Consider the following 12,889-nt stretch of genomic DNA (forward strand, 5'->3'; position numbering starts at 1 on the left):
TTGGTATTTATACCAACACAAATGAAGTGTTGTCAATTTCACCAACAATGACACTGCCATAACATCCATGACATCAGACACAAAAAAAGGCCGCCGGTTTCCCGGCGACCCATGTTTTGGTGGGCTCTATTCCCAACTGATCTGAAGTGACAGGTGCTACGATCAAGCCTTGCCGTAGCCCCCACCCCCCGGGGTTTCGATGATGAAGACATCACCGGGATGCATTTGCGCACCGTCGGTTCCTTTAAGCTCTTCAACCTTGCCATCAACACGTTCAATCGCATTGCGGCCAAGTTTGCCCGGCTCACCGCCCGCAACCGCCTGATTGGGCACGCGACGATGGTTGGACAGGATCGATGCGGTCATGTCTTCAAGGAAACGAACACGGCGCGTTGTGCCATCCCCACCTTTGAATTCACCATTCCCGCCGGATCCTTTGCGGATTTCAAAGCTTTCGAGCAGGACCGGGAAACGCCATTCAAGCACTTCCGGGTCGGTCAGGCGCGAGTTGGTCATATGGGTGTGAACCCCACTGGTCCCGTCAAAGCCCGGACCGGCCCCCGAACCACCACAAATGGTTTCATAATACTGATGGGTATCATTGCCCCAGGTGAAGTTGTTCATCGTGCCTTGTGCACCCGACATCACGCCAAGGGCGGCATAAAGGGTGTCGGTGACATGCTGGGATGTTTCGACGTTCCCGGCGACAACAGCAGCAGGATAAACCGGGTTCAGCATGGATCCTTCGGGCACGATCAGATTAACCGGCTTCAGACACCCGGCATTGAGCGGAATGTCATCATCAACCAGCGTTCTGAAAACATACAAAACAGCCGCACGGGTCACAGCAGACGGTGCATTGAAGTTGTTATCAAGCTGATCGGATGTGCCGGTGAAATCAACCGTGGCTGATCTGGTTTCCTTATGGATGGTGACCTTGGCCTTTACGACCGCGCCATTGTCCATTTCATAAGAAAATTCGCCGTCTTTCAGGACATCGATCACGCGGCGCACGCTTTCTTCGGCATTGTCCTGAACATGGCCCATATAGGCATGAACAACATCAAGACCAAAGTGATCGACCACCTTGCGCAGTTCCTGCACACCTTTTTCATTCGCCGCAATCTGGGCGCGCAGATCGGCGATGTTTTGGTACGGGTTCCGGGCCGGGTATTTCGCCCCTTCAAGCAAGCCGGTCAGACCCGCTTCATCAAACTTGCCCTGATCAACCAGTTTGAAGTTGTCGATCAGAACGCCTTCTTCTTCAAGAATGCGCGAATTTGGCGCCATCGATCCCGGTGTGATCCCGCCGACATCGGCATGGTGACCACGCGATGCGACATAGAACAGGATATCTTTGCCGTCATCGCCAAAGACCGGCGTGATCAGCGTGATATCGGGCAAATGCGTGCCGCCGTTATACGGGTCATTCAGCATATAAACATCGCCGGGCTTCATCACCCCGACATTCTTGCGCATGACGGCCTGAACAGATTCGCCCATGGATCCCAGATGGACCGGCATATGCGGCGCATTAGCGATCAGAAGGCCTTCCTGATCAAACAGCGCACAGGAGAAATCAAGACGTTCCTTGATGTTCACTGAATATGACGTGTTGGCAAGAGTAACGCCCATCTGTTCGGCAATATTCATGAACAGGTTGTTGAAGACTTCAAGCATCACCGGATCGGCCTGAGTGCCAATCGCCTCGGACCGTTTCATGGCAACAACACGGGTCAGAACCAAATGATCACGGCTGTTGACCCTGGCTTCCCAGCCCGGATCAATCACGGTGGTGCCAACCGGCTCGACAATCACCGCAGGACCGCGCACTGTTGCACCGGGTTTCATGTCTTCACGCTTATAGAACGGCGTGTTTTCCGATGTACCATCAAAGACAACTGCGCGGGTAGCAAGGGCGTTCGGGATGACACCATCGGTGTTATCTGCTTTTGCTTCAGCATCGGGCAGGCTTTGTGTTTCGCCAACGGCCTCGACCGCAACGGCCTCAACCACCAGCGGCTTTTCATCCATGACAAAGCCGTAGCGCTGTTTGTGCTGTTCTTCGAACTGCGATTTGATCGCCGCAACATCGCCGAAATCAACGATCAATGGCGTGTCGGTTCCGTCATAGCGCAGATGCAGCTTTTTCAGCATGCTGATCTTGGCATCGGGAATGCCCTGTTCATGCAATTCGGCACGGGCATCAACGGCCAAGGCATCCAGACTTTCATTCAGACCATCAAGGGCGTCTGCGTGAAGTTTTGCTTCGACTGCCTGTTCGCGCATCGCACGGATATCGGCAAGCCCCATGCCATAAGCCGACAACACACCGGCAAACGGATGGACAAACACCTTGGTCATGCCAAGGGTATCGGCGACCTGACAGGCATGCTGCCCCCCGGCCCCGCCAAAGCATTGCAAGATATAATCGGTCACGTCATAGCCGCGCTGCACCGAGATTTGCTTGATCGCATTGGCCATGTTTTCAACGGCAATGCGCAAGAAACCTTCGGCGACGTCTTCGGGGGTTCGGACCTGTCCGGTGCTGTCCTTGATCTTGGCGGCCATGGCTTCAAAGCCGACCTTGACCGCGTCGGCATCAAGGGGTTCGTTGCCTTCGGGACCAAAGACGTTCGGGAAGAAGTCCGGCTGTACTTTGCCCAACATGACATTGATATCGGTCACCGCAAGCGGACCACCACGGCGATAGGCCGCAGGACCGGGATTGGCACCGGCACTGTCGGGACCGACACGGAAACGTGCGCCATCGAAATGCAGGATCGATCCCCCACCGGCGGCAACCGTGTGGATTTTCATCATGGGTGCGCGCATGCGCACACCGGCAACCTGCGTTTCAAAGTCGCGTTCATATTCGCCGTCATAGTGCGATACGTCGGTTGATGTGCCGCCCATATCAAAGCCGATGACTTGCTTGAACCCGTCCATTTCAGCGGTGCGGACCATGCCAACAACACCACCGGCCGGACCTGAAAGGATGGCATCCTTACCCTGAAACTTTGCAGCATCGGTCAGGCCACCATTGGACTGCATGAACATCAATTTCACGCCGCCCAGTTCAGACGCCACCTGATCAACATAGCGGCGCAGGATCGGGGACAGATAGGCATCAACCACCGTGGTATCGCCGCGCGATACCAGTTTCATCAGCGGGCTGACTTCATGACTGACGGAAACCTGGGTAAAGCCGACCTCACGGGCGATTTTCGCAGCAGCATTTTCGTGTGCGGTATACCGATAGCCATGCATGAACACGATTGCGCAGGCCCGGATGCCATCATCATAAACGGCCTGAAGATCCTTGCGCAGCGCATCAAGGTTCATCGGGGTCAGTTCATCCCCCTGGGCATCAAAACGACCATCGGCCTCGATCACGCTTTCATACAGCGTTTCAGGCAGTTTGATGTTGCGATCAAACAAACGCGGGCGGTTTTGATAGGCTAGGCGCAGTGCGTCGCGGAAACCCTTGGTCGTCACCAGAACCGTGCGGTCGCCTTTGCGTTCCAAAAGCGCATTGGTGGCAACCGTGGTGCCCATTTTTACCGCTTCGATTTTATCACCCGGGATTTTTTCACCGGCTGGAACGTCAAGCAGTTCACGAATGCCTTGGATGGCCGCATCGGCGTAGCGTTCCGGGTTTTCCGAAAGCAATTTGTGCGTAACAAGTGATCCGTCAGGCTTGCGCGCGACGATGTCGGTGAAAGTGCCGCCGCGATCAATCCAGAACTGCCATTTTGGCTGTCCGGTCGTCTGCGAGGCGGGCGATTTTTGGTCGTGAGAAGCCATGATGCTGTCTCCTTGGGCATCTGTAGTCATAAAATTCTGTGCGAACGATCAGGTCTTTAAAATACCGGTCAGCCATTCATTTGCTGCGGCAGCCAAGTGGCGATTTCCGGGAAAACGGTAATCAGCAAAACAGCAAACAACAGCAGGAAGAAGAACGGCAAGGCAGCCAGTGCAATGGCAAACAGGTTCTTGCCTGTCAGGCCCTGCAAAACGAAAAGGTTGAAACCGACAGGCGGGGTGATCTGCGACATTTCGACCACCAGCACCACATAGATGCCAAACCACAAAAGATCGATCCCGGCGGCCTGAACCATCGGCAAGATGACCGAGGTGGTCAGAACCACCACCGAAATCCCGTCAAGGAAGCAGCCAAGAACAATAAAGAACACGGTCAAAGCAGCAAGCAGCGCATAGGGCGATAGATCCATCTGCGCGATCCATGCCGCAAGTTCACGCGGGATACCGGTAAAGCCCATGGCAACGGTCAAAACAGCCGCCCCGGCAAGGATAAAACAGATCATGCAGGATGTGCGTGTTGCCCCCATGATCCCGTCCATCAGGGTTTCTTTGGTCAGTGATCCGCTGAGACCAGACAGGATCAAGGCACCAACCACACCAAATGCTGCGGCCTCGGTCGGGGTGGCAACCCCGCCATAGATTGACCCGATGACCGCACTGATCAGCAAAATGACAGGGATCAGACGACCCGATGCACGGAGTTTTTCGGCAAACGGAATGCTCAGCGCGGCTGCCGGCATCTTGTCCTTGTTCAGAGTTGCCCAGATACCCACGAAGCTCATGAACATAATGATCAGCATTGCACCGGGCAAAACACCGGCAATGAACAACCGTGCAATCGAAAGTTCGGCTGACACCCCATAAACAATCAAAATGATCGAAGGCGGGATCAAAAGACCAAGGGTGCCGGATCCGGCAAGAGTGCCAAGGATCAGTTTATCGGGATAGCCCTGTTTGCGCAGTTCGGGGATCGACATGCGACCAATGGTCGCCGCTGTTGCAGCCGATGATCCCGACACGGCAGCAAAGATGCCACAGCCGAGAATATTCACATGCAACAAACGACCGGGCAATTTGTTAAGCCACGGGGCAAGACCGGTAAACATGTCTTCTGACAGTTTTGACCGAAACAGGATTTCACCCATCCAGATAAACAGTGGCAGCGGTGCCAATGACCAGGTCGCCAGACTTGACCATGCCGTGGTGGCAATGATCGGGCCTGTCTGTGCGCTGGTGAAGAAATCAAGAGCAAACACGCCAATCGCAAACAGCGCAAGTGCAACCCAAAGCCCGGCCCCAAGGAACAGGAACAACAGCCCCATCAGGATCAGGCCAATTTCAAGAACTTCCATGACCGTTTCCTACTCGTTCAACTCGTTAGCTTCTGCGCGGGCAAAAGCAGCTTCGCGACCGGCCACTGTATCAATCAGGGCTTCGATCATGCCGATGGTGAAAACAACCAACCCAAAGGCCATTGCAGATTGGGGGATCCAAAGCGGGAAGGCCAAGACACCCGGCGATGTATCACCGTATGAAAAGCTTTCCTCGGCCAGAACTGCCATCCACCATGCGAAGTACCCGCCAAGGAAGGTTGCCGCGCATAAGGTGATGCTTTCCATCACCTTGCGGACTTTTCCCTGAAGGTGTGACAGCACAATCATCACCCGGATGTGGGTCCCGGCACGAAGGGCCGGTCCAAGGGCAAGAAACGTTCCCGCCGCAAGACAGAAGCCCGCCAGTTCGTTGGCGTCATGAACCGCAATTCCAACCAGACGGCCAAGCGATTGCGCCAGAATAAGAAGGGCAATGGCCACTAAGAAGAATGCGGCAAGCCCGGCACTGAACTTAAAAAGATAGTCTAGTAATCTGCGCACAGCAGTCCCCTTTCCGCCCGCGAGTGATCCCGGTGGTGACACATAAACAGTACGGACAATAACATTATTGGGTGGGGCTTGTCTGGCACCGGGCGAAGGACGACAAACGCCCGGTGCACACGACAAAAGAACCGAGTTTTAACTCTTAGTTCTTGAAGGCTTCGATGATGGCAGCACCTTCATCGCCGGTTTTGTCCAGCCACTCCGAAACCATGGTTTCGCCAGCTTTGGACAGACCTGCTTTAAGCTCGTCACTCGGTGCGGCAACGTTCATGCCATTGTCAGCGAGAACTTTTTTCTTCTCGTCTGCTTCGGCCATGCTCATTTCCCAACCGCGGGTCTCGGCTTTGGCGGCAGCATCAAGAACAGCTTTCTGCGCATCTGCCGGAAGGGCGTCGAAGGATTTCGCATTCACGACAACCATGTTTTTCGGAAGCCATGCCTGAACGTCATAGAAGTTCGAAACGAAGTCCCATGCTTTGGAATTCGCACCGGTTGACGGGGATGTGATCATTGCTTCGACAATCCCGGTCGCAAAGGCGGTCGGGATTTCCGGAACTTCAACCTGGGTCGCAACCATGCCGGTCAGATCGGCCAACTGCGAGGTGGTGGAGTTATAAGCGCGGAACTTGATACCTTCGAGGTCTTCGACCTTGGCAATCGGGTTTGCGGTATACAGACCCTGTGCCGGCCAGGGAACAGCGTAAAGAACTTTCAGACCGTCTTTTTCAAGAGCGGCTTCGATCCCTTCGCGCGATACTTCCCAGAGTTTCTTGGCTTCGTCATAGGACGTTGCAAGGAACGGGATCGCATCAACGGTGTAGATCGGGTTTTCATTGGCCAGAAGCGAAATCAGGGTCTCGCCAATCGGCACCAGACCGCGCTGAACCGAACGTTTGATATCGGCATGTTTAAACAGCGAACCACCGGAATGAACGGTAATGGTCAGCTCACCACCAGACGCGTCATTCACGTCCTTGGCAAATTCAATAATGTTCTGGGTGTGGAAGGTCGCATCCGGATACGGCGTTGCCATATCCCATTTTTCAGCAGCAGAAGCCAGACCGGCCGACATCGTCATTGCAGCAATTGCGACGGTAGAAAGTGCTTTTTTCAGCATTGTTCAAGTCTCCCTGTGTGTGGTGAGAGCCGATACACATTTTTGCGCACCGAGACTCCAAAGTAGCCTCCCGACACATTAATCACATTTTACTGACAAATTGTCAATGTTGTTTCATGGCTGATATGCAAAATGCTGGAAACTACGCATAATGTTGCGCCCGTGCCCCCCCGCCAGAACTGGCAATCAATATGATATTTCTGGATTTATGGCTGTGTGCTACTTTCCCCGCAAACAACAACAGGGAGAAAGCCCGTGCATGATCTTTCGGGGAAATCGGTCTGGATTACCGGTGCAGGTAGCGGCATCGGCGAGGCGATCGCAAAATCGCTTGCCGCGGCGGGTGCCCGGGTGGCGCTTTCCGCACGACGCGAAGAAACACTTCAGCAGGTCGCAAGCGCGATTGCCTCAGATGGTGGAAAAGTCGAAATCCACCCGCTTGATATCAGCAATAACGATCAGGTTGCAGACGCCGCCCGCAACATTGTGAATTCCATGGGCCCGATCAATGTCCTGATCAATTGCGCGGGCATCAACACCCCCAAACGGCATTGGCGGGATCTTGATATTGCCGACTGGCATCGCATTGTCGCGGTCAATCTCAATGGCGTCGCCAACACGGTTTGCGCAACCCTGCCCGTCATGCGCGCGCAGAAAGACGGGCTGATCATTAACATTGCGTCGTGGTCCGCACGGCACGAATTCGCGCTGGCAGGGCCTGCCTATATCGCGTCCAAACGCGGTGTTGTGGACCTGTCGCACAGCATCAATCAGGAAGAAATGCACAACAATATCCGCTGCTGCTGCATCAGCCCGGGCGAAGTTGCTACACCGATCTTGAACCAGCGTCCCGTCCCGCTCGGCGAAGACGAACTTGCCTTGCTGTTAAAGCCCGACGATCTGGCCGACATGGTAAGCTATGTGGTCGCGGCCCCCACACGGATTTGCTTCAATGAAATCGTGATGTCCCCGACCTCCAACCGGGCCCTTCTGCCACAGCCTTAGGCCCAAACGCGTAGATATTAAAAAGGCAGCGCCGATGATAACTCATAGCGCTGCCTTTTAATTTATCTTCAAAAATCGTTGATCACATCGCACTTGCAGCGCGCGATGCCTGATCATAGACACCCGAAATGGCGCGCAGTGTTTTGGCAACGTCGCCGACTTCTTCGCTGTTTACGCCAAGGCGCTGGAAGGTTTCGACAAGGCAGGCTTCACGGACTTCGCGGTACTTTTCGCACATCGCGCGTCCGTCTGCGGTTGTGCCGTAGTGCACTTCCTTACCGCGCTTGATGCCTTCGACCAAACCAAGCTTGCGAAGTTTTTTCAGGGAATAGTTTACAAGATGGCTGTCTTCGACATTCAGAACAAAACAGACTTCAGACAGGCTTTTTTCGCGTTCACGTGAATTGACATTGTGCAGCACAAGAATATCAAGCACGGACACATCGGGCATCCCGGCCGCCCGCATGCACCTTACCATCCAACGGTTAAACGCATTCCCCGACAAGATCAGGGCAAATTCAAGCTCGGACAGTTCGGCAGCGCGTTCCGAGACAAGATGTGACGATGAGACAATACGCGTTTTTTCAGCCATCCGACGTTCCCTGCTTTCAATTCTTCAGCTCTGTTATCGTCGATTTCAAATGAAATCATCGCAAGTTTGTCGGGATTTTATCGCAATAAAGGCGACAAGGTAAAGCCCCTGCCGCCTATTATTCTCGACAAATCATCGTCAAAGTGCGCGCATGCGTTCCAGGAACCCGTCAATCTGGGTGCGCAAATCACTATTTTGCCTGTCCAGATTGTCCGCCGATGCGTTGACGTCTGTTGCCGCAGTGTTGGTTTCACTTACAGCTGCTGACACGCCTTGCATGGCAGATGAAATTTCCTCAGTCCCGGCAGCTGCCTGCTCCACATTTTGTGAAATTTCACTGGTGGCAACGGTTTGTTGTTCGACCGCTGCCGCGACAGCCGCCGCACGTTCACTGATAGCAGCAATCATGGTGACAATTTCGTCAATCGCATCAACCGCAATCCCGGTTGCATGCTGGATATCATTGATCTGGATGGTGATATCTTCGGTCGCCTTGGCGGTTTGGTTGGCAAGGTTTTTGACCTCGCTTGCGACAACGGCAAAACCTTTGCCGGCATCCCCCGCACGGGCAGCCTCGATGGTGGCGTTCAGGGCGAGCAGATTGGTTTGACCGGCAATGTCACTGATAAGACCAATGACCTCGCCAATTTTAAGGGCTGAATCATTCAAGCCCTGAATATTGTCATTGGTACTGCGCGCCCGCTCGGTTGCGGAAAGCGCCATGTTGGATGTTTCACTGACCTGACCGGAAATCTCGTTGATCGAGGCGGAAAGTTCCGTTGCCGCGGTCGCCACCAACTGGACATTTGCCGATGCCTCTTCGGCCCCTGATGATACCGCCATGGATTGACTGGCTGCGGTATCTGCACTGCTGCGCAGAACATTGGAAACCTGATGGAGTTGTTTAACAGCTGCGGTCACATCGACCATCACAGCAACAACGGCCTTGTCAAATTCCTGAATATAGCGTTCTTGCGTTTCCATGCGTATGCGACGTTGTTCTTCGCGCTTTTTCTCGGCTGCTTCGAGTTTGACGCGCTCAATACCGTTTTCACGGAACACAAGAACCGCACGCCCCATTTCGCCAATTTCATCTGCACGTTTGACTTCGTTGATATCGACATCAAAGTCATTATCGGCAAGACGGGTCATTTTGTTGGTCAAACCGGCAATCGCACGCACGATGGCCCGCGACAGCAGGAATGAAAGCCCCATCAAGGCCAAAATACCGATCAGATACATGGCAACTGTCACTGTCAGACTGGTCGCGGCGATCTGATCGGCCTTTTGTTTTTCAGCCGCCGCAATCTCGCCAATTGATGCACTTAACGTATCAAGGATCGGCTCTGCCTCAGCGTAGAAATCAGACAGAAAACCAAGCTCTGCCTCACGCTGCATGATTTTTTCCGACAGTGCCTTTAAGTCGGTGACATAGGATGTCATCAGTTCGGTGATTTTGGCCTGTTCTGAGGCAGGAATATTCGATGCGGCCAAAGCCGGACCAAATTCGGCAAGACGATCATCAACCCGTCCGACATATTTTGGATCAAGGCGGGCGAGGAAGTCTTTCTCGTGGCGACGCATCATCAACATGATGACGGTCAGGTTGTCGGCCTTGTATTTGCCAAGCGCCTCTTCAACGTTATGAACTGAGCCACGCAATCTTCCCAAAAGACCCTGCTCTTCATCCAGGCCGATCTCGCGCTGTAAGGCCACGACGGTTCCGAATTTATCGCCGTAACTGGAAAATGCCGTTCTGATCTGATCAAGCTGATCGTCAAAGGCGGTCAATGCCGTGTCGGTTTCAAGTTTTTCCAAGCCCGTATTCACATCGGTCACAACACCGGCGTGCTGGGAGACATATTTTTCATCCAGTCTGAGCAAGAAATCCTTTTCACGTCGCCGGGCATTGAGAAAATCACGCGAAATCTGATCGGCGACAAGTTTGTCATCCAGCGCAGCTTCCGCCACCATTTGGGCGGTTTGTCTTTGCTGCTCTGCAACAAACTGAACAACACCAACCACAACAAAAATGACAAGCGCCACGGCGCCAATTAGCGAGATTTGATAAAAAAGCCTCATACGGGAAAGAAAAGTCATCTCGGCCCCCAAGCCATGAACCCGCACTATGCTTAAGTATTGCAATTCGAAAGTTAGGTGCAGGTCCGCGTTAAAAGACGAAGCGGGAAACTTCGCCACCCCAGTCTTTGTAGTTTGGGATGCAGTAATCGATTTATCAGAAGGCAAATATGACAGTTTTATTACAAACCATCGATTTCCGGGATTCTGGCCGCCTGTTGGCGGGAATATACAATTCCGCTTGTACCCGCTTTTACGTTATTCAAACACATTTGCACCCCGACCATACAAAACAAGGGGGAAGAAAAATCTTCCCCCTCCTTTTGAATAGATTCACCCAAACTTGCAGTCCGTCTAAGATCAGGACACGTCACGCATCCGCTCAAGGAATTGATCAATCCGGGTGCTCAGATTATCGCTTTGCGTTCCCAGGTTGTCTGCCGACCCCCGGACATCGGATGCCGCGTTGGTCGTATCATTGACGGCCGTAGAGACGCCTTGCATCGCAGCAGATATTTCACTGGTGGCCGATGCAGCCTGCTCCACATTCTGCGAGATTTCGCTGGTGGCAACGGTTTGTTGTTCGACCGCTGCGGCAACACTGGATGCCCGTTCGCTGATATCGCTGATCATGCGAACGATTTCATCAATGGCCCCAACTGCTGACTGTGTTGCCTGTTGGATATCATTGATCTGAACAGTGATGTCTTCGGTTGCCTTGGCGGTTTGATTGGCAAGGTTTTTAACTTCGCTGGCAACCACGGCAAAGCCTTTGCCTGCCTCCCCAGCACGCGCAGCTTCAATCGTTGCGTTAAGTGCCAGAAGATTGGTTTGCCCGGCAATATCGTTGATCAAGCCAATGACTTCGCCAATACGCACAGCCGCCGCATTCAATCCTTGAATGTCATCATTGGTTGTTTGCGCCCGTTCGCTGGCCGAAATCGCCATCTGGGACGTATCGCTGACCTGTCCGGCAATTTCATGGATGGAAGCGGAAAGTTCGGTTGCTGCGGTTGCAACAAGCTGCACGTTCGAAGATGCCTCTTCCGTACCGGCAGATACCGTAACGGACTGTTCATTCGCCGTTGACGCACTTTTACGCAAGACTTCGGAAACGGAATGAAGTTGCTGAACAGCGGTACCGACCTCACTCATCATCTCGACAACATCATTATCGAACTCACGAATATGCTGTTCTTGTTTCGCGATGCGCTGGCGTTGTTTTTCATCAAGTTCGCGTTGCTGGTTTTCAAGCTTTTGGCGTTCAAGGCCGTTTTCACGAAACACGACAACGGACCGTCCCATTTCGCCGATCTCGTCTTTGCGATCTGCTTCTTCAAGTTTGACATCAAAGTCATTTTTCGCCAGCCGCGCCATTTTGGTCGTCAGGCCGGTAATCGCGCTTACAATTGCGCGGGCAAGGATGAATGACATCAAAATCAGCACGACCGCACCGGCAATGAAAATGCCAAATGTGATGCGTACACCGGTCTGCGCGATTTCCTCAGCACGGAGCTGCATGTTTTCGGCAACCTGACCAATTTCTTGGCTAAGTGTTTCAAGAACCGGCTCAACCGCAGAAAAATAAGCACTCAGTCTTTCAAGGGATTCTTCGCGCGCCAGAGTTGCCTCGGCCAGCGCCTTGAAGTTCGATACGTAGGATTCAACCAACTTGCTAAGTTGGGCTTTCTTGTCGTCCTGAATGCTGCCGGCCTTTTTCAGGGCGGCTTCAAACTCTTTAGACGTTGCTTCGACGCTTTCGATATAGGCCGGGTCAAGACGGGCGAGAAAATCCTTCTCATCGCGGCGCATTTTCAACACCGCAATCGACAGATCCTTGGAATCCGTAAGACCCAGCATGGCTTCGAACTTCGCAACTTCGCCAAGGGCCTTCTCGACCTCCGATGCGGCCGTCCGCATTTCACCAAGCAGTCCCATATTCTCATCAAGACCGACTTTGGCCTGCAGATCGACGACAGTAGCAAATTCGCTTACATAGTCTTCAAAGGCAGCCCGGGCCTGTCCAACGTTGTCACGAAGCGCGCCCAGTTCTTCACGTTCCGCAAGCTCTGTCAGCCCGGCACGAACCGCCTTGGCCGTTTCACTGTGGGCTGTGATGTATTCCTCGCTTCGGCGCAGAACGAAATCTTTTTCGTGGCGCCGGGCATTTAGAAATTCCCGCGACACTTCATCAACAATCAATTGATCAGCCGTTGCGGCCTTGGCGATCACTTGCGCCGATTGGCGTTGTTGATCAGCAATGAATTGTGTTGCACCAACGATGGCAAAGATCACCAGCGCAACGATGCTTAGCAGCGAAATCTGGTACACCAGCTTCATGCGCGACAAAAAGGACATGTTTCCACCCCGGATTTAATGTTTGGGCTTATTGTT

The 12,889-nt window shown here is 53.3% G+C and carries 8 protein-coding genes; 1 reads left to right on the forward strand and 7 read right to left on the reverse strand.

Going from position 1 to position 12,889, the window contains the following annotated elements:
• Positions 1 to 162 precede the first annotated feature (162 nt).
• The 4 genes from RIC05_RS10780 to RIC05_RS10795 all read right to left on the reverse strand — a co-directional run bounded on the left by RIC05_RS10780 (position 163) and on the right by RIC05_RS10795 (position 6,819).
• A complete protein-coding gene (locus RIC05_RS10780; RefSeq protein ID WP_350047314.1) occupies positions 163 to 3,807 on the reverse strand; it encodes a hydantoinase B/oxoprolinase family protein in 3,645 nt (1,214 codons plus the stop codon).
• A gap of 68 nt (positions 3,808 to 3,875) precedes the next feature.
• Complete coding sequence (locus tag RIC05_RS10785) at positions 3,876 to 5,177, reverse strand: TRAP transporter large permease (RefSeq protein ID WP_350043969.1); 1,302 nt, start codon at positions 5,175 to 5,177, stop codon at positions 3,876 to 3,878.
• A gap of 9 nt (positions 5,178 to 5,186) precedes the next feature.
• A complete protein-coding gene (locus tag RIC05_RS10790) occupies positions 5,187 to 5,699 on the reverse strand; it encodes a TRAP transporter small permease (protein ID WP_350043968.1) in 513 nt (170 codons plus the stop codon).
• A 145-nt stretch (positions 5,700 to 5,844) separates the two neighbouring features.
• Positions 5,845 to 6,819, reverse strand: a complete 975-nt coding sequence (locus RIC05_RS10795; protein WP_350047313.1) for a TRAP transporter substrate-binding protein — start codon at positions 6,817 to 6,819, stop codon at positions 5,845 to 5,847.
• A 255-nt stretch (positions 6,820 to 7,074) separates the two neighbouring features.
• Between RIC05_RS10795 and RIC05_RS10800 the strand changes: the two genes are divergently transcribed.
• Positions 7,075 to 7,824: an SDR family oxidoreductase gene (locus tag RIC05_RS10800; RefSeq protein WP_350047312.1), complete on the forward strand. Its 750-nt coding sequence runs from the start codon at positions 7,075 to 7,077 to the stop codon at positions 7,822 to 7,824.
• A gap of 82 nt (positions 7,825 to 7,906) precedes the next feature.
• Here the strand turns inward: RIC05_RS10800 and RIC05_RS10805 are convergent, their stop codons facing one another.
• From RIC05_RS10805 to RIC05_RS10815, 3 genes are all read right to left on the reverse strand, one after another.
• On the reverse strand, positions 7,907 to 8,416 hold the full coding sequence (locus RIC05_RS10805) for a winged helix DNA-binding protein (RefSeq protein WP_350043965.1): 510 nt from the start codon (positions 8,414 to 8,416) through the stop codon (positions 7,907 to 7,909).
• Between the two features lie 138 nt (positions 8,417 to 8,554).
• On the reverse strand, positions 8,555 to 10,516 hold the full coding sequence (locus RIC05_RS10810) for a methyl-accepting chemotaxis protein (protein WP_350047311.1): 1,962 nt from the start codon (positions 10,514 to 10,516) through the stop codon (positions 8,555 to 8,557).
• Positions 10,517 to 10,855: 339 nt separating this feature from the next.
• Positions 10,856 to 12,853, reverse strand: a complete 1,998-nt coding sequence (locus RIC05_RS10815; protein WP_350047310.1) for a methyl-accepting chemotaxis protein — start codon at positions 12,851 to 12,853, stop codon at positions 10,856 to 10,858.
• Between the last annotated feature and the right edge of the window lie 36 nt (positions 12,854 to 12,889).

The sequence above is a fragment of the Thalassospira sp. genome, from assembly GCF_040218635.1.
Classification (GTDB): domain Bacteria; phylum Pseudomonadota; class Alphaproteobacteria; order Rhodospirillales; family Thalassospiraceae; genus Thalassospira.